The following is a 21,151-nucleotide window of genomic DNA, read 5'->3' on the forward strand; positions in this document are numbered from 1 at the left end:
ATGACCTTTTTCGTTGTGACCATGACCCATCCCGATGGCGACGGGTGGGATACGCACTTGCTTGATCACCTGCGGTGGATTCTCGATCTCGTGAAGCAGGACAAGATCAAGGCTTCGGGACCGCCGATCGGGAGCAAGCTGCGGTCGGGCATGATCATCTTCCAGGTGGAAGACCGGGCCGAACTCGACGCGCTTCTGGCCAAAGACCCCTTCGTCATTCACGACCTGATCGTATCCCTCGACATCGTCGAATGGGACCCGCTGTTCGGCATATGGTCCGAATTTGCTTCAGGCAGGGCCGACGCCTTCGTCGCGCAGATCGAGGCCGAGGGCTAGGACTTCCTTAGCGTGATACGCCGATGATGCGCCGGTCGATCAGGTCGGCGATGGTCCCACTACCGATACCCATCACCTCGGCGAGCACCTCTTCACTATGCTCGCCGAGACGTGGCGCGCGCAAAGGGCTGCCCCGAACGGCACCGGGTATCGTCCCTGCCGCGCCCGCTGTAAGGTACGTGGCCCCGGTCAGGTGTGATACGGCCGAAAGCATCGGATTTTCCGCAACCCGCGCATCCTTTCTCACCGCCTCGCTCAACTTGCGATAGGGGGCCCAGGTTACGCCGCTCTCGTCAAAGGCACGGGCGAGATCGGCATAAGTACGCACCGCAATCGCATCGGCCACGATCGGATTCAGCCGATCCCGGTGAACGAAGCGAAGCCCCTCGTCGCTTGCAAAGCTCACCCCCGTTTCAGCTTCGATGGCTGAGACCTGCGATTCGATGCCCAACGCCTTCAGCAATCCGCTCCACTGCCGGGGGCTGATCGCGGTTATCATGAGTTGACGATCGTCGGCCGTGCGGAAATTGCGGCCGAACGCGCCGTAAAGGTCGTTCCCGAAACGCGGGCGATCGGTTCCCAGCACTTCTCCTTCGGCAAGCAAGCCCAGCGCGGCGAGCGAAGAGATCGCAATATCGCCCAGCGCAACGCGGATTTCGCGCCCCTGGCCGTCCGCTACGCGGGCCCGCTCCGCCGCGAGAAGCGCAAAGGCGGCATAGAGTCCCGCCGCGAGGTCCCAGGCTGGAAGCATGTGATTCACCGGTTCGTCCGGACCGAGATCGATGGGTCCGGTCATCAGCGGCACGCCCAGCGCGGCATTGACCGTGTAGTCGAGCGCATTCCCGCCATCGGCCCAACCCATGACGCGCACGGTCAGCATATCCGTCCGCCGCTTCGTCAGTTCGTCGTGCGAGAGGAAACCGCGCGCCGGATAGTTGCTGATCAGGCGCCCGACCGAGGCGGCGAGCGCCTGCGCCAGTTCGCGTCCCTCCTCGGACCGGAGGTCGATCGCGACCGACTTCTTGCCTTTGTTTAACCCTTCCCAATAGAAGCTGGCCCCGTTGTCCGCCCGCGGCCAGCGGGTGAAATCCGGTCCGCCACCGATGGGATCGAAGCGGATCACCTCGGCCCCCATCTGCTGCATATGGAGCGCGCCGAGCGGAGCCGCGACAAACGAGGCGCCCTCGACGATGCGAATGCCCTTCAGAAGATCGTACATGGTGCGAGGTGACCTCAGGCCGCGGCTGCGCCAACGAGCGCCTTGGTCTCCAGAAAGTCGGCAAACCCGTGGCCGCCCCATTCACGCCCGTTGCCCGACTGCTTGTAGCCGCCAAATGGCGCGTTGAAATCGAGATCGGCATCGTTGATCATAACCTGCCCGGTGCGCAATTGCCGGGCGATGTTGCAGGTTTCAACCGGATCGGGTCCCTGCACGCCGCCGGCAAGGCCGTATGGGCTGTCATTGGCGATGGCGATGGCTTCATCGACGGTGTCGTAAGCGATGATAACGAGGACGGGACCAAAGATTTCCTCGCGCGCGATGGTCATTTCGGGCGTGACATCGCGGAATACTGTCAGCTGCGCGTAATAGCCCGTGTCCAGCCCATCGGGACGACCAGACCCACCGGTGACGAGTTTGGCACCCTCCGCCACGCCGCGCTCGATCAGGGATTGCACCTTCTCGAAATGCGCGCCAGAGGCCAACGGACCCATCTCGGCTCCGCTGGCGGGAGCGCCCACCCGGATAGCGCCAGCTGCTTCTGCAGCGATGGCACAGATTGCGTCCAGTTCCGCGCGCGGCACGATCAGGCGGGTAAGTGCCGAACAGGTCTGGCCCGAATTCAGCATAATGCCTTTGATCGCATTCGGAATGGCCTTGTCCAGATCAGTTCCGGGCAGAAGTATGTTGGCGGACTTTCCGCCCAGTTCCTGCGTCACGCGCTTGACCGTGACCGCCGCCGAACGGGCCACCTCGATCCCCGCCCGGGTCGAGCCGGTGAAGGAGACCATGTCGACCTGGGGATGCGCGCTGATTGCCTCGCCTACCACCGGGCCAGTTCCATCGACCAGGTTGAAGACTCCTGCCGGTACGCCCGCATCAGCCATGATCTCGGCCCATACGTGCGCAGAGAAAGGGGCCACTTCGGAAGGCTTCAGCACCATCGTGCAGCCGGTGGCGAGCGCCGGTGCGACTTTTGCCGCGATCTGGTTGATCGGCCAGTTCCACGGCGTAATCATGCCCACCACACCGATGGGCTCGTGCATGATCAGCGTCGTGCCCTCGGTCTTTTCGAATTCATAGCTGCGCAAGGCTTCAAGCGCTGTCTGCATATGAACTACGCCAAGGAAGGCCTGCATCTGCTCGGCCAGCCAGCTGGGCGCCCCCATTTCCTCGGTCACGGCGGCAGCGAGGTCGCCGATCCGTTCCTGCACCGACGCGATGACGCGTTCGAGGAGAGCCATGCGCTCTTCGCGGGTCGTGCGGCCGAATCCGGCAAAGGCCCTGCGTGCGGCGGCAACCGCCTTGTCCACGTCGTCTGCCGTACCAAGGGCGATGCGGCCAGCCACCTGCTCGGTCGCGGGATTGACGACGTCGAGGGTTTTGCGGCCGATCGGATCGACCCATTGTCCGTCGATGAAAAACCGGGTGTAGTCACGCATCATGGTCTCTCCGCGTTTTGTTTGTACTGGCAGCGCACCTTCGGCCGCATTAAAAAGATTTTGGCAGGCCCAGCGTATGTGTCGCGACATGGCTCAGGATCAGGTTGGTCGAAATGGGCGCCACCTGGTAAAGCCGCGCCTCGCGGAACTTGCGCTCGATGTCGTATTCTTCCGCAAAGCCGAATCCGCCGTGGGTCTGAAGGCAGGTATCGGCCGCGAACCAACTGGCCTCCGAAGCAACGAGTTTGGCCATGTTAGCCTGCGTCCCGCACTCCAGCCCCGCCTCGAATCGCCGGGCCGCATCTTCAACCATGAGGTTGGCGGCCGTCACCTGAACCTGCGCCCGCGCGATCGGGAATTGCACGCCCTGGTTCACCGCAATGGGCCGGCCAAAAACGGTTCGCGAGGCGGCATAGTCGCTTGCCCTGTCGATGAAGAAACGGCCGTCACCGATGCATTCGGCGGCAATCAGGATACGTTCAGCATTCATCCCGTCGAGGATATATCCGAAACCCTTGCCCTCCTCACCGATGAGATTTTCCACCGGAACCTCGAGATCGTCGAAAAACAGTTCGGTGGTCGCGTGGTTGAGCATGGTGCGTATCGGACGGATGGTGAGGCCGTTGCCCACCGCCTCGCGCAGATCGACGAGCAGCACGCTCATGCCCTGTGAAGGCTTGGCGCAATCTTCGCGCGCGGTCGTGCGCACCAGAAGGACCATCAGGTCGCTGTGTTCGGCGCGGCTGATCCAGATCTTCTGGCCGTTGACGATGTAGCGATCACCTTCGCGCCGGGCGAAGGTGGAGATGCGTGTTGTGTCGGTGCCGGCTGTAGGCTCGGTGACGCCGAACGCCTGCAGGCGAAAGTCGCCGCTGGCGATGCGCGGCAGGTAGGCCGTTTTCTGCGCCTCGTTCCCGTGGCGCAGGACCGTGCCCATCGTATACATTTGCGCGTGGGCCGCGCCGCCGTTGCATCCGCTGCGCTGGACTTCCTCCAGAATGGCGGCTGCGGCGGAAAGGCCAAGGCCGCTTCCGCCGTATTCCTCGGGAATCAGGGCCGAAAGAAAGCCGGCCTGCGTGATCGCGTCGACGAATTCGGTCGGATAGCGTCGATCCGAATCGAGCGACTGCCAGTAGGGACCCGGGTAGTCTTCGCACAGGCGGCGGACGGATTCGCGGATTTCGGGGTAGGACTGGTCCGGGATTTCGATCATGCGCCAATTAGCCTGAAATAGGGCAAGGTCATGCCGTTGGGGGCGCGCGCGAAGTCGATCTCAATACGGGCGCCGATGACGAGCCGGTCGATATCGGCCGCATTCATGAGTCCGGTCATGCGAGGCCCCTCTGCGAGCTGGGCCTGAACCACCGGATAGGGCGGCTCGAAATCTGGGAAATATGCGCGACGCACGACGACGAAAGTGCTGATCGTGCCCTTGCCGCTGGCATCGATCCAGCGCAGGTCCGGCCCGAAGCATTTGGGGCAAACCGGACCCGGTGGAAGGTGGACGTGCCCGCACGCCGTGCACTCCGGCAAGCGCACCCGCCCCTCTTCAAAGCCATCCCAGTAGGGCTGGCTGTCTGGCGACATCTGCGGTTTCACACTCATGCTTCGTTCCCCAGAATGACGGAATCACCCCACATGGTGCCCCAATGCATCAGGTCGGCGCGTGGCATCTGCCGCTCCCCTGCCTCACCGCGCATCTGACGAACCATTTCCGCGATCGTGTTCCAGCCTCCGACATGCGCTTCGGAAAGGAGACCGCCCGAGGTGTTGACTGGCAGGCTGCCGCCCGGGGCGATCTGGCCGTCAGCGATGAAGCGATGCGCGCTGCCGGGATCGCAATAGCCGTGCCTCTCGAGCGCGCCGATCACCAGCGGCGAAAATGCGTCGTAAGTACCAAAACCATCGATGTCTGCATTGCTCACACCGGCCATCTCGAAGGCCTGTCGGGGACGCCGCTCGGCAGACCAGTCGGTTACGCCCTGCTGCGCAATGCCGAAGCCGCGGGGCGCAAAGATGAACTCGTCGGGCCCGCCGCGAATGCCCTGCATGCCACGCACGTAGACGGGCGATTTGGCCAAATCGCGGGCGCGATCTGCGCTGGTGAGGATCAGGACGATCGCCGCATCGTTGATCTGGGCGCAGTCGGCCCGGCGCAGGGGATCGATGAAGCCAGGTTCGTTGGCGTACGCCTCCCAATCGAACGGTTCTCGCCGGATCGCCGCCGGGTTGAGCGCCGCGTGCGCGCGAGAAGACATGACGACGTCGCGCAGGATTTCCGTGCCCACGCCATATTCGTGCATGTAGCGCTGCGCAAACAGCGCAGCCCCGCCACCCGGACTGGTCAGGCCGAAGGCGGGGTCTTCGCCATGCGAACCGCCCCCTTCGCGCAAGCCCTCATGGTCGTTTTCACCACCGAGCGCGCCACGCACCGACAGGAACTTGACCGACGTCACGCAAGCCACCGTATCGGCCATGCCGCAGGCAATCGCCATCGCCGCCGTCTGGAGCGAGAGCGTGACGAAGCGGCCGTGAAGCCAGAATTGCGCGGCATAACGCAAGTTGAGCCCGGCATAAGCCGCGAACTGATCGTAATCGACGCCAAGCGGCGTACCCATGTGGGTGATCATGCCGTCCACGTCATCACGGTGGAGGCCGGCATCGTCGAGCGCCCCGCGCAAGGCCGTGGCGGCAAGCGAAGAGGCGCTGTCAGGAAGCCGGCGTGCAAAGGCGCTCGAACCGACGCCCACGATCGCGGCCTGGCCGCGCAAGTCGAAGGTCATGGCATCTTACCCCTTGAATAGGCCGACGGGCAGGCCCGCCACATCGACGCGAGTCTTGAAAACGCAGCCATCGACACCGGGCGATGCGCCGCCCTCGGGCGTCTTCTCATGTGGCTGCAGCGTGGTGATGTAGAGCGTCTTGAGGTCATCGTCGCCGAAGGCGATCGAACTGGGAAAGCGGACCGGCGTTTCCAGTATCTCGGCTTCGCGCCCTTCGGGATCGAGACGGCGGATGCATCCCGAACCCGGTGCCGCCACCCAAAGAAAGCCCTCGCTGTCCATCGCACAGCCATCGGGATGCCCTTGCGCTTCGGTGAAGGTGGCAAAGATGCGGCGATTGGCCACAGCGCCGGTCTCCACGTCGAAGTCATAGGCATAGACGTGCGGCGGATCGGAATCGCAATGGTACATGGTCGCGTCGTCCGGGCTCCAGGCGATGCCATTGGATATGCCGTAGCCATCGCTAATCTTGGTGACGGTCAGGTCGGGATCGACCCGAAACAGCCCGCCAACCGGGTTCTTCAGCCTCCGGTCCATCGCGCCCACGAAAAAGCGACCGCGACTGTCCGCCTTGCCGTCATTGAAGCGCTCCTTGGCGAAATCGACTACGCTGGGTTCAACGCGCCGCTCCTCCGCACCGTCGGGACTCAGAAGGACGAGCCCCTTGCGGAACGCGACAAGATGGCCACCGCCAATTCTCGGCGCAAAGCTGCCAGGATAATCATCGAACTTGCGCGAGGTGCGATCGGACCCGTCAGGGCGGCACGATTGCAACGTCTTTCCGACCACATCCAGCCAGTAGAAGCGCTGGTCGCGCGGTTCCCAGGTCGGACATTCTCCCAGTTCGTCCACGTCAGACGTAATGCGTTGCATCGTCTGCTCTCCGCTCCCGTTTGTATATGTCATATCTGTACCGTGATCCGGATTTGCGCGGCTTCCAGCCAATGCCAAACGGCTATCACCGCTATGGCGACGGGGTATTGCGGCGGCGCAGGCCTCAGCGATCATAGCGGTCCAGACACCGGCGAGGCGGCCGGGACAGGATTGCAACGCATGGTGACAGAGGATCTGCTGGCCGCCCGGCTGTTTGACGTGTCGGGAAAGGTCGCGCTGATAACCGGCGGCGGCAGTGGGATCGGGCTGATGCTGGCGCGGGCGCTGCGCGCGAACGGCGCGAACGTCTATATCTGCGGCCGCGGTGAGAGCAAGCTGGCCGCTGCCTCCGCCGCTGCAGACTGCGTGGCGATCTCCGCCGACATCTCGAAACGTGGGGGCATAGACGGATTGCACCGCGAACTGGCAATCCGGGAGCAACGGCTCGACATTCTGGTCCACAATGCGGGGACGAGCTGGGTCGCCCCCGTAGCCGACTTCCCGGAAGCAGGCTGGGACAAGGTATTCGACCTCAATACCCGCGCACCCTTCTTCCTCACGCAGGCGCTCATGCCGCTGCTCGAACGCGATGGTCAGGACTGGTCGAGCGTCATCATGGTCACGTCGGCGCGGGCCCGCACTGCGCCGTCTTCGTCCGTGGCGTACAATGTCTCGAAAGCCGCCACGACCCATCTGGTCCGCGTCCTGGCGCGGGCGCTTGCCGCGCATCGCATCAGAGTGAACGCGATCCAGCCCGGCTGGTTCGAAACTGACATGAACCGCGATTACGTCGCGCGCCATGGCGATGCGCTGGTCCGCGACCAGACCGTTCCGCGCCTTGGCACCGAAGCGGACCTGGCGGGCGCGGTGCTCTATCTTGGATCGCAGAGCGGGTCCTTCCTCAACGGCACCGTGCTTGAAGTCGACGGGGGTCTGATCTCCGGGCTCTAGTCGCGAATAACAGGCGGCGTGCCTCCAAGATCGGCAAGCGCCGCAAACAACGCGCGGCAATCCCCCGGGCCGCCAATGTCGGCGAGCGCATCGACGAAACGGTCTGCCATGGCTGCATCACCGCTTTCGCCGATTTCCCTGCGGAACCGCGCCAGAACTGCCTCGTCATCGAGCCACGGCACATCGTCGATCGTTTTCGCCCGCGTAGTCCCGTCGGTAAGATGCAAGGTCACGCGCGCGCCCTGCCTGCCCGGAAACGCAGCCTCGAATTCAGGGTCGATCCCGATTTCGACCTGCGGCAGAAGACGCTGCATCTCCGGATGATGGAACTCGGCGTAGGCCGTCTCGTCCAGTTGTTCGTGAACCAGTGCAGCGCAGATCGCGAACTGCAAGCTCATCTTGGATTGCTGAACGCTGGTGAAGGGGCCAGCGTGATCGCAGCCGGGATAGACGCGCGCCTCAGTAAAGGTATCGAGGACGATGCGTTCGACCTGGTCGGAATGCAGGGCATCGCGCGCCTTTGTCTGCAACATCGCTGCCACCGGCGTTTGCACGAAGTTGCAACCGGCCACCGGCTTGTGCCGCACGCCCAGGATCGCCCTCGGTTTGGAAAGATCGAACGCGTCGGCAAACAGCGAACCCGCACGCTCGCCGCATCCAAAGGCGGCAAAAAGCCCGTCGGCCCCTTCAAGGATGTCCAGGCAGCCTTCGATCCCGGCACAGGCGAGGTCATGTGCCCGCAGGCCCGATTGCGCCGCCATCCCGGCGTGAAGGAATATTTCCTGCCCTCCCGACCAGGCCCACTGGTTAACTCCGCACGCGAAATTGCCGGCGATGCTGAGAGCATGGGCCGTTCGCCGTGGATCGAGCCCGCTGGCCGCCGCCGCACCGGCGGCTACGCCGAACGCTCCGGTCATGCCCGACGGCCGCAGATGGCGATTGTGGCGACCGCTTCCCCAGATCGCCTGGCCGAGCGTTGCTGCCACGTCATACCCGGCTACGATCCCTGCCAGAAGGGCATGTCCCGAAAGCCCATCTCTCTCCGCCAGTGCGAGCATGGCCGGAATGACGAGAACCCCGATATGGCTGCCACTACCGACATGCATGTCCTCGCGTATCAGGCTATGGCCAAGGATGCCGTTGGCAAAGGCCGCATCGCTGGCGGACGTTCGGCCTCCCGTCGCCAGGTTGACCGAGTTCCCCGGCGCGGTCTCAAGCTCGGCATAGCGGGTAAGCGCCCCTGCCCACCGCATGGTTCGCGCCCGAATGGCACAGCCGACGAGGTCGAGGACGCAGAGGCGCGCCTTCTTCGCGACCGCATCATCGACCGGCGCCTGCGCAAGCGCCTGGACATGGCTTGCCGCAAGACCGGTCAGGAAACTTCCATCCACCATGTCTGTCACCTCAATCATCATGAATTTCGTTTGCGTCACGGACGAAATCGGGAGAGCGTCTGATCTGCAGGACGGTCAACAGCACGAGCCCAATAGAAACCGATGCGCTGATACAGCCGACCCAAGCCAGCACCCGGCTGAGCGGAACGTCCGGCCCCCCGAACCAGTCATTGCCATAGCCCACCATCGCTGGTCCGCCGGCAGTGCCGATGATGGTGATGATGACGAGGAAGATCGCCGATACCTGCCCACGCGACTGCGGCGGCGAGAGATCGGCGAGCGAGGTCAACCCGATCACCATCATCGCACCCATACCGAACGCGACGCAGCCCGCACCCGTCACCGCGAGATTGGCGGTGTGACCAGAAGCGATCAGCAAGAATCCGGCTATCGCAAGCGCTATGAAGACGCTCGCGCTCCCGATTCGTCCCACCGGGCCGAAACGCCCGACCGCCCGATCCGAAAAGCGACCGCCGAACACCGCCGCGAAAATCCCGACGATCACGATCAGAGCACCATAGGTCAGGCCCGCCAACTTCGCATCGTAGCCATATTCGCGGATGAGAACGGTCGGAAACCACCCGGTGATTGCATATTGGCAGACATTGGCCATCGCCCAGCCGACATGGTGCGGAATATAGATGCGCCGCCTCAACCACCAGCCGCTGAAGCCGTCCAGCGCGCTGCCACTGGATATTTGGGAAGTGTGCCGCCGGGCGGGTTCTTCCAGTGTGGCGAGAGCCAGACAGGCGACGAGGCCGGGCGCTAGCAGCAAGATGAGCACGATCCGCCACGGCTCGAGCGCGATGCCTTGGGCGGCCAGCGCCAAGGAAAATTGCTCTACCGACGGCATAGCAAAGCCGACGAGTATCAGGGAAAGACCGGCGCCTGCGTATATGCCCATGCTGAACAGGCCAAGCGCCTGCCCGCGTTTTTCGCTGGGATAAAAATCGCTGATCAAAGAGATCGCACAGGGCACGAGAGCCGCCTCACCCGCGCCAACCGCCATACGCGCCGCGAACAGTTGCCATCCCGCTTGGGCGAAGCCGCCTGCCGCTGCACCCACGGTCCAGATCGCGATGCACAAGAGCATCAGGTTGCGACGATTGCCATGATCCACGCGCCGCCCAATGAACAGACCGGCGATCGCGAAAGTGATCACGAAGGCAGCGCCCTGCACCAGTCCGATCATCCCGTCCGAAAGGCCCAGCGATTGCTTGATGGGTTGAACGAGAAGACTGAGCACCTGCCGGTCAAGGTAGCCGACAAGGTTCACGATGAAGAGTACAAACATGGCGTAGCCCGCCCGGGTCCGCCACGCGCGCCGGTCTCCCTGCCAGGTTTGAGGCACCGGTATTTCCGACGCGATAGTGGCCGTCGGGCCTCGTTCCATCATCCTCGTGTCCCTAAGACGGTACCGTCGGCGCGATCGCCGCTGTGCGTTGTGTTGTCGGCCCTGTCGCTGCGCAGGAAGCCTGCGCAGCTCCGGGTTTATTCCTGCTCTGCCTTGGCGAAAAATTCGGCCAGACGCTGTTTGTGCACCTTGCCGGTGGTGGTCAGTGGAATATCCTCGCTACGTAAAATTTCCAGCCGCCGCGGAACCTTGAATGCGGCGAGCTGAACCTTGCAGTGCGCAAGCACATCGTCGAGCGACAGTTCCGACCCGGGCGACGGGACAAGCACCGCAGCCACGATCTGCTCGCGATCAGGGTCGGGCAGCCCGGTGACATGCGCTTCGGAAACTCCGGGATGCTGCATCAGCACTTCTTCCACCTCAAGCGGCGATACATTGAGCCCGCCGGTCTTCAACATCTCCTTGGATCGACCTCGAAAATGGAAGAAACCGTCCGCATCGAAGCGACCAAGGTCACCCGTCTTGAAATACCCATTTGCGTCAAAACTCTCGGCCGTCTGCTCGGGCGCTTTGTAATATCCGACCATTGTGCGACCTTTGACATAGACTTCGCCGGTCTCGCCCGTCGGAACTTCGGCGCCAGAATCGGGATCGACGATGATTACGTCCATCCCCGGCACCGGCTTGCCGTGGGTCGTCGACCGTTGCTCGACAGTGTCGTTGCGATCGCCCATCGACACGAAGCCGTAGGTTTCCGTCAAGCCGTAGGGCGGACAGGCGTCCGGCAAAAGATTGGTGAGAACGTCTTCGATCTGATCGGGCGTGCCGCTAACCACGCCCTTGCGCAAGGTCGAGATGTCGAACTGCGCTACGGCCGGATGCTCGCTGATAGCCTGAAGGATGTTCGCGGTGCCGTATAACGCGGTGCAGCGATACCGGTCGATAAGCCGGATCGCCTCATCCGCGTCGAAATGATGCTGCAGGACGATGTGGGTGGCATGCGTCCAGGCCGCGAACACCCCGTTTTCGCAACCCATGCCCCAGAACAGCGAGACCGGAAGGAAGAAAGCATCGCTTTCGTCGAACCCGAGCCGTGCGCCGATCTCGGTCATGTTTTCGATCAGTCCGCGATGCGCCAGCATCACCCCCTTGGGCCGCGAGGTCGAGCCGGAGGTATAGAGCAAGTAGGCGACATCTTCGGGCGTAACTGCCGTAATTGCGCTGTCGAGGGTAGCATCGGTGACCTGCGCCCCAGCGCTCAGGAAATCATCGTACGATGCCATCGCTTCGCCCGGCACGCCTTCGAAGACGATGATCTGCCGCAGGTGCGGGAAATTGCGATCCCACGGCTGCAAATCCTCCATCAACGGCACGTAATCCTTTTTCAGGAAGCGGGCCGCCATGATAAGAACAGAAGTGTCACTGTGCTCAAGCACATAGGACAGCTCGCGGTTTGTGTACCAGGTGTTCAAGGCACACAGCGTCGCGCCGATCATGTGTGCGCCGGTCGCCACTACAAGCCATTCGATCCGGTTGCCCATCAGCAACCCGATTTTGTCGCCCCTGCCAACGCCCGCCGCAATCAGCGCCTTTGCGCAGTCGCGCGCCATGCCTTCGAACTTGGCGAACGTGACCGTCGTCTCGCCAAAGGAGAGCGCAGGACGATCGCCGTGCTCTTGTGCCAGTTCGTGCACGAGCCCTGGCACGGTACGACTTTGCGGAGTGAACATATCGCCTTTTCATCCTCAGTAACCTGCGGGCATTCTTCGAGTATCCCGCCCGCCGGACCGCAGCTTCGCACGGTTCCGACGGTCAGGCCCTGCCCCTGTTCGCATTATCGAACAGCAGCGCTGCTGCTTTGCCCCGCTTGGGCGCCAACGTCCTGCAATGCCCGTTTGGGCAGCGCTTCGCATCGACCGGGGAACGCTAGTCAAACACGCCTCACAAACTTCATGCCGTTTTGCCATCGCGGTCATGCCGTCATGTTATCCTAAAGGCTTTCCGCCCCAACGCGTTCGATGCAACGCGCTATCGCCATGATGCCGAAGTCCTATGATCCGGCCCGGCTTCATGCTCTAAAATCGATGCGGACCCAGGCTGCTCGCACTTGAAGCACGCCGGGAGATGGAGCGTTTCGACATGCAACACGGCAATCTGACCGAAATACCCCCGGCGGGCACGGTCGGCCTGATGGTCCAGGGCGTTGAAGCCGCCCATCGTCTTGTGGCGGCCGCGGTTTCGTCGGTCCGCACCATACAGCGACAGACTACTGCAGACGGCGATCCCGACCGTGAGCAGTTCGCCACGCATGCGCTGGCATGGTACGCGACGTACGAACTTGCGCTCAGCGAATTGCTCGCATGGTCACGTAGTCTGGAATCTGAAGGCCGACTGGGCGCCATCGAACGGACGATCGGATTGGTGGCGACATCAGAATACCTTGCCCAGATGGCCGGCGGGATCGCCATGAGCCAGGTCGAGATCGCACGGATAGACGCATTCCGGATCGACCCGGAGGCTGAGGCCGACTTCCGCGCCGCCGCCGCTCAGGCAATTGCAGCGGGACGAGACCCGGCACTGCGGACGTGGCTCGCGCAGGCGGCGGCCGAGGGGCTGGACAGCGGCAATTTCGGCGATGCCGGGATCGATGACATGCTGGACATGGTGCGGGCCAGCTTCCGGCGTTTCGCGAATGAAAAGGTCCAACCGCAGTGTCAGGCCTGGCATCAGGCGGATGCGCTGATCCCAATCGAACTGGTCGAAGAAATGGCCGAAATGGGAGTTTTCGGCCTGACGATCCCAGAAGAGTTCGGCGGATCGGGCATGGGCAAGATCGCTATGGCGATCGTGAGCGAGGAATTGTCGCGCGGATATATCGGCGTCGGGTCACTGGGCACTCGCTCGGAAATTGCGGCCGAGCTCATCCAGCTTGGCGGGACGCACGCCCAGAAGAGCGCCTATCTGCCGCGCATCGCCAGTGGAGAAATTCTGCCGACCGCCGTCTTTACGGAGCCCGACACCGGCTCGGATCTCGGATCGCTGGCCACCCGCGCAAGCAAGTCGGACGGCGGTGGATATGCGATCACCGGCGCGAAAACATGGATCACCCATGCCAGCCGCTCCGACCTGATGACGGTGCTGGCGCGCACCGGTCCGGCCGATCAAGGCTACCGCACGCTGTCGATGTTCCTTGCGGAAAAGCCCCGCGGCACGGCAAAGGATGCGTTCCCTGTGGACGGTCTGGTCGGAAGCGAGATCGAGGTACTCGGCTATCGCGGGATGAAGGAGTACGAACTTGTGTTCGACGATTTCCGCGTTCCGGAAACGACCCTCCTGGGCGGGGTCGAGGGGCAGGGCTTTAAGCAATTGATGATGACTTTTGAATCGGCACGTATCCAAACCGCGGCCCGCGCCGTTGGTGTTGCTCAGAACGCGCTCGAATTGGGACTGCGTTATGCGCTGGACCGGCGGCAGTTCGGCAAGGCGATCATCGCCTTTCCGCGCGTTTCGGCCAAGATAGGATGGATGGTCGCCGAAACGATGATCGCACGGCTTCTTACATATCGCGCCGCGCGAGAGAAGGACGGTGGTCGCCGCTGCGATCTTGAGGCAGGCATGGCCAAGCTACTCGCCGCACGTGTCGCTTGGAGCAATGCGGACAACGCGCTGCAGATCCACGGCGGCAACGGCTATGCCCTGGAATATCCGATCAGCCGGGTCCTGTGCGACGCGCGCATCCTCAACATTTTCGAAGGGGCTGCAGAGATCCAGGCTCAGGTGATTTCACGCAGGTTGCTGTCCGATGCCGGGTGACGAAACGATGAAGGCCATTGTCCAGGACCGGGCGGGCGATCCCGGCGTGCTGGCGGTCAGGCAAGTTCCAACACCGTCATTGCGATCCGACGACGTGCTGATCCGCGTGGAACGTAGCGGCGTGTGCTATCACGACGTGCTCGTGCGGCAGGGCGTGTTCCGCAAAGCCGTGCAGATGCCGCTCATTCCCGGTCACGAGGTTGCGGGGATCGTCGAGCGGGTCGGCCCCGCGGTCAGCGATTTCGTGGTTGGGGACCGGATCTGCACCACGCAGCGGCGTGCGGTTTGCGGGCGTTGCCGGTTATGTCGTTCCGGTCGCGAGACACTGTGCGAGGCACAGGAGTTCATGGGCGATGCCCATCTCAATGGCGGATATTCGCAATATGTGGCGGTTGCGCAGGACTGCGCGGTCAAAGTGCCCGCGGATGTTTCGCTGGATCACGCCGCCATCGCCGCGTGCGCCATCGGCACGCAGCTCAATGCCATTCGCGACGTTGGCCGGCTGAAAGCCGGTGAAACCGTTCTCGTGACCGGCGCCTCGGGCACGCAAGGCGGACATGGGGTGCAACTCGCTCGGGCAATGGGTGCGCGTGTCCTGGCGACCGTGTCTTCCGAAACGGCTGCCAAGGTCGCGCGCGATCATGGGGCTCACGATGTGATCGTTACGCCGCACGGGATCGATTTCTCCCGCCAGGTGCGCGAAGCCACCGCCGGGGCTGGAGTCGACATGGTGGTCGACAACGTGGGAACAGACATTTTCCACTTCATTCGGCGCGCGGTCGCGCGCGGTGGCCGCTGGGTGATGGTCGGTGCCCTTTCGGGCAAACAGGTATCGTTCAACACCGCCCAACTTTTCACGAGCGGCATCGACATGCTGAGCGCGGTCAGTTGCTCGCGCGCGCAGCTTGCCGATTGCCTCCAGTTGCTAGCCGATGGGGCCGTGAAGCCCGTGATTGCCGATGTTGTTGCGCTGGACGACGCCGCCGCTGCGCATCGCAGGCTCGAATGCGGCGGCGTCGGCGGGAAAATTCTACTTCACGTCTGATGGTGAGGGATCGCGACCCCCATCCTCTCGCCGTCTCCCCACAAACCGCACCGGCAAGGAAGCGATGATGATGATGAAATCTGCCTATGCCGCAAACATCGCTGCTGCGCGCCATTTCCTGTTCGTTCCGGGCAACCGCCCCGAACGCTTCGACAAGGCAGCGGCGAGCGGTGCGGATGTGGTCGTCATCGATCTCGAGGATGCCGTGCCCGCACCGGCCAAGGCGCAAGCACGCGACGACGTCCGCCGCTGGCTGGAGGCCGGCGGATCGGCGATGGTTCGCATCAATGCGATCGACGCTCCCTGGTTTGCCGAGGATCTCGCGCTCGCCCACATCACGACATTGCAGGGACTGATGGTGCCAAAGGCGGAGGCTGGCGACGCCATCATCGACGTCGCGCGCCTGTCACCGGTCGTCGCGCTGGTCGAGACGGCGCGCGGCGTAACGGGCATCGATGCGCTCGCGGCTGTGCCGGGCATCGTGCGCCTCGCCTTCGGGACCATCGATTTCGCGCTCGATTGCGACCTTACGGCATCCGACCGCCAGCTCGACCCGGTAAGGCTCGCCATGACCATCGCCAGCACGGCGGCGGGGATCGCCCCACCGATTGACGGCGTCACAGTCCGCTTCGACGATCCCCTGCCGGTCGAAATCGCTGCGCGGGCGGCGCGTTCGATGGGGTTCCGCGCGAAGCTGTGCATTCATCCCGCCCAGCTCGCCCCGGTGGCAGCGGCTATGACGGCATCGGAAGAAGAGCTCGAACGAGCCAGGCAGATTGTCGCCGCAGACCGCGCGGCGTCAGGAAGCGCCGTATCGCTCGGCGGCGAAATGATCGATCGGCCGATCGTCGCCCGCGCCTATCGCCTGCTTGCCGAGGGGGGATGACGGCCGACCATGGAGGCCGGCCGTCATCAGTCTTGTAGCCGAATGCGGTAGAGCGCGTTGCGCACGTCGGAAGCGATATAAGCATATCCATCGCCGCCGATCGCAAGGCCGCCCGACCGCGAGTATGGCTGCATCAGCAGACCGATCGGCAGATCGTCCTTTGCTACCCGAGCTTCCGTAGCACCCGGCGCCAGTGCAAGCAGGCGACGTTCGGCAGTATCGAGCACGTAGATCGTCCCGCCCGGTGCGATCGCCACTGTCCGCGGCGTGCCGAGATCGCGCGCGATAACCGTCTTCGTCCCTGTTTCGGGGTCGATCCGAACCAGTCGTCCACTACCGCTCTCGGTGATCAGCACGGTGCCGCCAGCTTCATCGACAAGGCCGAGCGGCTTATCGAGATCGCTGGCAAGCACGGTGCGCTTCTCCCCGCTGATGGCAAGAAGCTGTCCGGATGCCGGCAGGGTTGCGAGCAGGGTTCCGTCGTCGCGCTCGATCGCGCTGGCCGGCCCTGCGACCCCGTCGATCGTGCGCACAAACCGGCGCGTGCTCCGATCAAAAATCTGGATACAGTTGAGCAGGTCGCTGGCGAGCACGATATGGCCGCCATGCACGCTCACTGCCGTCGGCGCCTCCAGCGGCGAGACGAGAGGGCGGGCCAGGTCGGTAGCCTGTCCGGTCCGGCCATCGACCGCGTGAAAGGCGAAGCCACCAGCGACGTAGATTTCGGTCCGTCCCTGGTGCTGGCCCGCCGCGATCGCGAAGGGGAAGCCGAGTTCCCCAGCCATCAAGGTGGTCTGCTGACCCGTGACAAGGTCGACGTCAGCCAGGCTGCTGTCAGGCATGTTGGTGACGAGCGCATGGCCATTCTCGCGAATGATCATGTCGTCCCCGCCGGTCGGCAAGCGGGCGATATCGCGCTGATCCGATCCGTCACGGTTCATCATGACCAGCCGCCCGGTCGCCCCGTCCATCACCAGCAAGCGCCCGTCCTGCGTGATGCGAACGCTGCTCGGCCGCTCGAAGCCGGTTGCGATCGCCGTCACTTTACCCGTAGCCGGATCGATCCGTGCAACCTGTCCTTTCACGAAGAGAGGTGCATAGATCATCCCGTCATCGCCAACCGCGAAGGCGTTCGGGCCACCGATGTCGGTCACGATCGTGCGCGGCGGGGTCCTGCCTTCGAGGTCGATTTCGGACAAGCCATCGCCAAAGAACACCTGCCCCACATAGAGGTGCTTGCCATCCGGAGAGAACGCCAGCGAATTGGCTCCGGGAAGCGAGGTGGCTATGGTGCTGATCGTTCCCGCGGCACTACGGCGCTTGACGGCGCCCTCGACGATTGCGGTGAAGACCATAGAGCCATCAGGCGCAAACGCGACATCGTCGGCTATTCCCAATGGCGGATTGACGACCGCAGTCGCGCTTTGTCCATCGAGGTCCACGGCCAGTATGGACTGGCGCGCAATGCTGGCGACATAGATCAGTCCATCGGGCCCCGCAGCCAACCCGTTTATCGCAGGCAGCGGGGACGACGCGACGACGGTTTCCAGCTCGATTGCCGAGCGCGGCACCGCCGCACAACTTGCAGCCATGATCGCGATGGCAGGGACCGCGCACGCGCGCACGGATCGGCTCCACACGCGCGCCGCATCGAACCGGGGGGGAAAGCGCTTCCCGCCCTGCTGCGTTCCCGCAAAGGGCGGGCTCGCAAGAGACATCAGTACGTCACCCCGATCCGGAGGCCGTATGTAACCGGCTTGCCCGTGTACCGCGTGATGAAATCCGAAGCGCCGAATGCGGTGTTGTAATAGTATGTGTTGGTGAGGTTGCGCCCGAAGATCGCGACCGACCAGCGATCGTCCCGCGACTTTACGCCGATTTGCCCGTTCACCAGGGCATAGGGCTTGATATCGAAGAGCGGCCCGGAATTGAAATCCGCCGTTGCCGAACTGCGATAGGTGACGTCGCCACCGGCGAAACCCATCAGAGTCTCGCTAACCGGCGTTTCATAGCTGAAACTGCCGTTCAGCTGCCATTTCGGCGAAAAGTTGAAGGGCCGGCCGACAAGGCTGAGCCGTTGGTTCGTCTGGCTGTAGAACTCGCCTTCGAGCACTTTGGTGTCGATATAGGTCCCCGCGAGGGTGAGCCGCAGCCCCTGTGCCGGGGCCATGTCGACTTGCAGTTCGGCGCCGTTAACCCGGGACCGCGGAATGTTGACGAGCGCGCGCACCGGCCCGAACGTCGCGTCGACGATACGGCTGAACAGCTGCTTGTCGGCATAATCGTAACGGAAGACCGCGCCGTTCACCTGCATGAGGCGATCGAACAGCGAGAGCTTGAAGCCCGCCTCGTAGGCGTCGACCCGTTCCTGACTCACAGGCGTAAGCTGTGGCACCGACGTAGCCGGTGGATTGGGAAAGCCGCCCGATTTGTAGCCACGGTTGAACGAGATGTAGAACAGCTTGCCGCGCTCCGGCTGGATGTTGATCCCCGCCTTGATCGAAACATTGTCTTCGTCCAGCGTGAGGTTGCTGAGGACCGGGTCGAAGTTCGAATTCATCGTCACGCAGCCGCCGGGAACGAACGCGCCGGGATTGGGTTGAAGACCGGCCCGAGCTTTCAGGCTACCGCTGATGTTGCTGATGTAGTTTGCCAGCTGACCGCTTCCGCTGTCGCGTGAACAGCCAGTGAATTCCCGCTTCTCTTTCGAATAACGCAAGCCCGCGGCAACGTTCAGCCAGTCGGTGATCGGCACAGTGGCATCACCGAAGAGGCCGAAGGCATCGACTTTCTGATCCGAGGTCGGCACGATAGCATCGGTGGGTATGGCCAGCGACTGGCGCAGGCCGGTCGAATGGAGTCCGTTGAACACGTTGACGTCATGGCTCGTGTCGTGGCGGTAATTCGCACCGACAAGGGCTGTCAGATCCCCGTCGCTGTACGAGCCGCGCACTTCCTGGTAGAGCGAACCGATATCACCCAGGTAATTATATTCCTGATCGATGATGTTCACGCCGTCGCGGTCGCTCGACGTATCGACCTTGTACTTTGAGTACGCCGTGATCGCAGTCGCCGCGAAGCCGCCGCCGAGATCGGCCTGAACCTTGCCGAACAGCTGGTAGAAGCTTTCATCCGCGGCGTATTCCATGCCCGGATTCCAGTCCGCTGCGCGCGCCGTCATCGGGGGCAACCGAGTTGCGAGAAGTTCGGGCGTCGCCTTCGCGGGGTTGAGTATGACGCGCGCGATTGCCTGGGGCGCCTGCGTGTCCGATTCGTCATGCCAGCCGCTCGCGCCAAAGGTGACCGTAACGGTGTCCAGCGGCTCCCAATCCGCAATTATGCGGCCAAGCAGCTTGTCGGACGCCCCGCGCTTGTCATCGCGGGTGAAACTCTTCTGCCAGTCGCCACCCTGCGTGGTCGACGCCGAAACCCGCACACGCAGGCGGTCGCTGACCGGTCCACTGACGTAGCCATCGGCGCTGAACAGGCCGAACCGGCCATACTCTGCATTCAGACCGGCACTCAGATCGGACGTCGGCCGGTTGGCGATGTAATTGATGGCACCTCCGGTCGAGTTGCTGCCGTAGAGAGTTCCTTGCGGCCCCTTCAGCACTTCGACCCTCTGCACGTCGAGTAACGCGCCCTTGGTCATCGCCGCATAAGGTAGCGGAACCTCGTCGACATAGATCGACACCGTCGGACTCGCCAGCAGAGAGCCGTCGTTGTAGCCGATGCCACGCAACGTATAGACCGGGCTGTTGAAGCCGGAATTGGCGTAGCTCAGGCCTGGCACCACATTTGCCAGATCCTCGGTCTGCCGGACCCCGCTCTGCGCCAGAGCATCGCCGCCCAGCGCGGTGATGGACAGCGGCACGGTGTTTACCGACTCCGATCGTTTCTGTGCAGTTACGACGATGTCCTGGAGGCCGCCCGATCCATCTGCGACGACACCTTCATCCAGCACCGCAGTCGACTGCGCAAGCGCAGGGCCGCTACACGTTCCAAGCAGAACAGCTACAACGCGAAATATGTCTTTCATAAAACCCTCCCAAAAGCGAGGCGGGTTCATCGCCGATTGCCGTTATCTTTATTCAGATGACAAAGTGGACGCCCGCTCGTCGCGCTTGGTCTAGTGGGCAGTCGCCAATGCCGCTCATAAAGAAGGGTGATGGCGCGCATAGCCGTTTTGGATCGTACGAAGAGGCCGCCAGCGCCAGGCATGATCGCAATGCTGCCGTCAACCCCCTCACGCGCTCCGATGAATAACAGAGGTTAGGGCGTTCGAACTCGATATCAACGAATCCAAGACGCAAATCTATTCCGAAAGCTTCCGGTTCTCGGATAGCTGGCCGACTGACTTGGCATCCCGAATAGAGTTCGCCTTGGATTCGCCGTCACGCCGCGTATCCGAACGCCTGCGCGCCGCTCTGGAACACGCATTTTCGCTGACTTCTGCGGCCGGTGATGACGGAATTCTCAAATACACCCTTCGGTATCTCGACAAGTCTACGCTCCCTGCCGGCCAGTGAGCAGTGATAGAGCCATTTCTGAAACAAGCCGCCGTGCACTACGGTCACACCATTGATTACGTGGCCCGCATCATTGTTTGGCGTTACCTCGCCAAGCGGGATCTCGACACCGAGGCCTGGGGCACTCTTCTCGTTGGCCTACTCGACCGGCACGGCCGACTAGGTAATGACGCCGAGGTCTGCTGGTCGCTTTATGCCGCGCTACGCCTCGGCGTTGCGAGCCCACTCAACATTGCGGTCGTCAAGAACTGCGGGGCCATGTCGATCGTAGCTCTCTTGTCGGCGGCTCACGCGGGACTGGTGGATCAAGCCATATTCAACGCGACCGAAAATGTGATCATTGGGGAAAACGCATCCGGTCCATACTGGCCGGTATTTCTTGAGTGGCGTGTGCGAGACTGGCCAGAGGGAGTATTCTTATGAGACCTGTGCGCGGGTGGGCGTAGGGGGCTGAATAGCGTTGAATTCCGGCCTGTTTGCATTGTTCCCCAGGCCCGCCACGTCGCCGGGCATGGTCGTTGCCACT

General features: G+C 62.9%; 17 protein-coding genes. 6 read left to right on the forward strand and 11 right to left on the reverse strand.

What is annotated here, in order from left to right; translation table 11 throughout:
* Positions 1–336 carry a YciI family protein gene (locus J3474_RS15830; protein ID WP_003050627.1) on the forward strand — a complete coding sequence of 112 codons (336 nt, stop codon included), beginning with the start codon at positions 1–3 and terminating at the stop codon, positions 334–336.
* 7 nt (positions 337–343) lie between these two features.
* On the opposite strand, the gene J3474_RS15835 is transcribed toward J3474_RS15830, so the two are convergent.
* Genes J3474_RS15835 through J3474_RS15860 form a run of 6 tightly spaced genes read right to left on the reverse strand, consistent with a single transcriptional unit; the run spans position 344 to position 6,653 of the window.
* Positions 344–1,555, reverse strand: coding sequence for a CoA transferase (locus J3474_RS15835; protein WP_207094826.1), 1,212 nt, complete (start codon positions 1,553–1,555; stop codon positions 344–346).
* A gap of 14 nt (positions 1,556–1,569) precedes the next feature.
* Complete coding sequence (locus J3474_RS15840) at positions 1,570–2,997, reverse strand: aldehyde dehydrogenase family protein (protein WP_207094827.1); 1,428 nt, start codon at positions 2,995–2,997, stop codon at positions 1,570–1,572.
* Between the two features lie 49 nt (positions 2,998–3,046).
* Entirely contained in the window at positions 3,047–4,210 is a 1,164-nt protein-coding gene (locus tag J3474_RS15845; RefSeq protein WP_207094828.1) for an acyl-CoA dehydrogenase family protein, read from the reverse strand.
* Complete coding sequence (locus tag J3474_RS15850) at positions 4,207–4,602, reverse strand: Zn-ribbon domain-containing OB-fold protein (RefSeq protein WP_207094829.1); 396 nt, start codon at positions 4,600–4,602, stop codon at positions 4,207–4,209. Before J3474_RS15850 ends, J3474_RS15845 begins: the two co-directional genes overlap by 4 nt.
* The gene (locus J3474_RS15855) at positions 4,599–5,780 is read right to left on the reverse strand and encodes a hypothetical protein (RefSeq protein ID WP_207094830.1); all 1,182 of its coding nucleotides are present in this window, start codon (positions 5,778–5,780) and stop codon (positions 4,599–4,601) included. The genes J3474_RS15850 and J3474_RS15855 overlap by 4 nt, the downstream gene beginning before the upstream one ends.
* A gap of 6 nt (positions 5,781–5,786) precedes the next feature.
* Positions 5,787–6,653 carry an SMP-30/gluconolactonase/LRE family protein gene (locus J3474_RS15860; protein WP_207094831.1) on the reverse strand — a complete coding sequence of 289 codons (867 nt, stop codon included), beginning with the start codon at positions 6,651–6,653 and terminating at the stop codon, positions 5,787–5,789.
* 180 nt (positions 6,654–6,833) lie between these two features.
* Here J3474_RS15860 and J3474_RS15865 point away from each other — a divergent pair, with 180 nt between their 5' ends.
* On the forward strand, positions 6,834–7,604 hold the full coding sequence (locus tag J3474_RS15865) for an SDR family NAD(P)-dependent oxidoreductase (RefSeq protein WP_207094832.1): 771 nt from the start codon (positions 6,834–6,836) through the stop codon (positions 7,602–7,604).
* On the opposite strand, the gene J3474_RS15870 is transcribed toward J3474_RS15865, so the two are convergent.
* From J3474_RS15870 to J3474_RS15880, 3 genes are all read right to left on the reverse strand, one after another.
* Positions 7,601–9,016 (reverse strand): MmgE/PrpD family protein, encoded by a 1,416-nt coding sequence (locus tag J3474_RS15870; RefSeq protein WP_207094833.1) that lies wholly within the window; start codon positions 9,014–9,016, stop codon positions 7,601–7,603. The two genes, J3474_RS15865 and J3474_RS15870, sit on opposite strands and share 4 nt — an antisense overlap.
* On the reverse strand, positions 9,009–10,274 hold the full coding sequence (locus tag J3474_RS15875) for an MFS transporter (RefSeq protein ID WP_207094834.1): 1,266 nt from the start codon (positions 10,272–10,274) through the stop codon (positions 9,009–9,011). Before J3474_RS15875 ends, J3474_RS15870 begins: the two co-directional genes overlap by 8 nt.
* Positions 10,275–10,489: 215 nt before the next feature.
* Complete coding sequence (locus J3474_RS15880; RefSeq protein ID WP_207094835.1) at positions 10,490–12,082, reverse strand: class I adenylate-forming enzyme family protein; 1,593 nt, start codon at positions 12,080–12,082, stop codon at positions 10,490–10,492.
* A gap of 409 nt (positions 12,083–12,491) precedes the next feature.
* Between J3474_RS15880 and J3474_RS15885 the strand changes: the two genes are divergently transcribed.
* From J3474_RS15885 to J3474_RS15895, 3 genes are all read left to right on the forward strand, one after another.
* On the forward strand, positions 12,492–14,165 hold the full coding sequence (locus tag J3474_RS15885) for an acyl-CoA dehydrogenase family protein (protein ID WP_207094836.1): 1,674 nt from the start codon (positions 12,492–12,494) through the stop codon (positions 14,163–14,165).
* Positions 14,166–14,172: 7 nt separating this feature from the next.
* Positions 14,173–15,210 carry an alcohol dehydrogenase catalytic domain-containing protein gene (locus J3474_RS15890; RefSeq protein ID WP_207094837.1) on the forward strand — a complete coding sequence of 346 codons (1,038 nt, stop codon included), beginning with the start codon at positions 14,173–14,175 and terminating at the stop codon, positions 15,208–15,210.
* A 67-nt stretch (positions 15,211–15,277) separates the two neighbouring features.
* The gene (locus tag J3474_RS15895) at positions 15,278–16,096 is read left to right on the forward strand and encodes a CoA ester lyase (RefSeq protein WP_207094838.1); all 819 of its coding nucleotides are present in this window, start codon (positions 15,278–15,280) and stop codon (positions 16,094–16,096) included.
* 26 nt (positions 16,097–16,122) lie between these two features.
* On the opposite strand, the gene J3474_RS15900 is transcribed toward J3474_RS15895, so the two are convergent.
* Both J3474_RS15900 and J3474_RS15905 read right to left on the reverse strand, forming a co-directional pair.
* Entirely contained in the window at positions 16,123–17,814 is a 1,692-nt protein-coding gene (locus tag J3474_RS15900; RefSeq protein WP_207094839.1) for an SMP-30/gluconolactonase/LRE family protein, read from the reverse strand.
* Positions 17,814–20,135, reverse strand: coding sequence for a TonB-dependent receptor (locus J3474_RS15905; RefSeq protein WP_207094840.1), 2,322 nt, complete (start codon positions 20,133–20,135; stop codon positions 17,814–17,816). The genes J3474_RS15900 and J3474_RS15905 overlap by 1 nt, the downstream gene beginning before the upstream one ends.
* Before the next feature lie 493 nt (positions 20,136–20,628).
* On the opposite strand from J3474_RS15905, the gene J3474_RS15910 reads away from it, so the two are divergent.
* Positions 20,629–21,048: a hypothetical protein gene (locus J3474_RS15910; protein WP_207094841.1), complete on the forward strand. Its 420-nt coding sequence runs from the start codon at positions 20,629–20,631 to the stop codon at positions 21,046–21,048.
* Positions 21,049–21,151: the final 103 nt, after the last annotated feature.

Source organism: Novosphingobium sp. PY1 (genome assembly GCF_017312445.1).
GTDB lineage: Bacteria > Pseudomonadota > Alphaproteobacteria > Sphingomonadales > Sphingomonadaceae > Novosphingobium.

Excerpts from the sequence above, each read along its gene's own strand:
- J3474_RS15845 (WP_207094828.1), bottom strand. The coding sequence starts at position 4,210 with ATGATCGAAATCCCGGACCAGTCCTACCCCGAAATCCGCGAATCCGTC.
- J3474_RS15870 (WP_207094833.1), bottom strand. The coding sequence starts at position 9,016 with ATGATTGAGGTGACAGACATGGTGGATGGAAGTTTCCTGACCGGTCTT.
- J3474_RS15850 (WP_207094829.1), bottom strand. The coding sequence starts at position 4,602 with ATGAGTGTGAAACCGCAGATGTCGCCAGACAGCCAGCCCTACTGGGAT.
- J3474_RS15865 (WP_207094832.1), top strand. The coding sequence starts at position 6,834 with ATGGTGACAGAGGATCTGCTGGCCGCCCGGCTGTTTGACGTGTCGGGA.
- J3474_RS15840 (WP_207094827.1), bottom strand. The coding sequence starts at position 2,997 with ATGCGTGACTACACCCGGTTTTTCATCGACGGACAATGGGTCGATCCG.
- J3474_RS15890 (WP_207094837.1), top strand. The coding sequence starts at position 14,173 with ATGAAGGCCATTGTCCAGGACCGGGCGGGCGATCCCGGCGTGCTGGCG.
- J3474_RS15880 (WP_207094835.1), bottom strand. The coding sequence starts at position 12,082 with ATGTTCACTCCGCAAAGTCGTACCGTGCCAGGGCTCGTGCACGAACTG.
- J3474_RS15835 (WP_207094826.1), bottom strand. The coding sequence starts at position 1,555 with ATGTACGATCTTCTGAAGGGCATTCGCATCGTCGAGGGCGCCTCGTTT.
- J3474_RS15905 (WP_207094840.1), bottom strand. The coding sequence starts at position 20,135 with ATGAAAGACATATTTCGCGTTGTAGCTGTTCTGCTTGGAACGTGTAGC.
- J3474_RS15830 (WP_003050627.1), top strand. The coding sequence starts at position 1 with ATGACCTTTTTCGTTGTGACCATGACCCATCCCGATGGCGACGGGTGG.
- J3474_RS15885 (WP_207094836.1), top strand. The coding sequence starts at position 12,492 with ATGCAACACGGCAATCTGACCGAAATACCCCCGGCGGGCACGGTCGGC.
- J3474_RS15895 (WP_207094838.1), top strand. The coding sequence starts at position 15,278 with ATGATGATGAAATCTGCCTATGCCGCAAACATCGCTGCTGCGCGCCAT.
- J3474_RS15860 (WP_207094831.1), bottom strand. The coding sequence starts at position 6,653 with ATGCAACGCATTACGTCTGACGTGGACGAACTGGGAGAATGTCCGACC.
- J3474_RS15855 (WP_207094830.1), bottom strand. The coding sequence starts at position 5,780 with ATGACCTTCGACTTGCGCGGCCAGGCCGCGATCGTGGGCGTCGGTTCG.
- J3474_RS15900 (WP_207094839.1), bottom strand. The coding sequence starts at position 17,814 with ATGTCTCTTGCGAGCCCGCCCTTTGCGGGAACGCAGCAGGGCGGGAAG.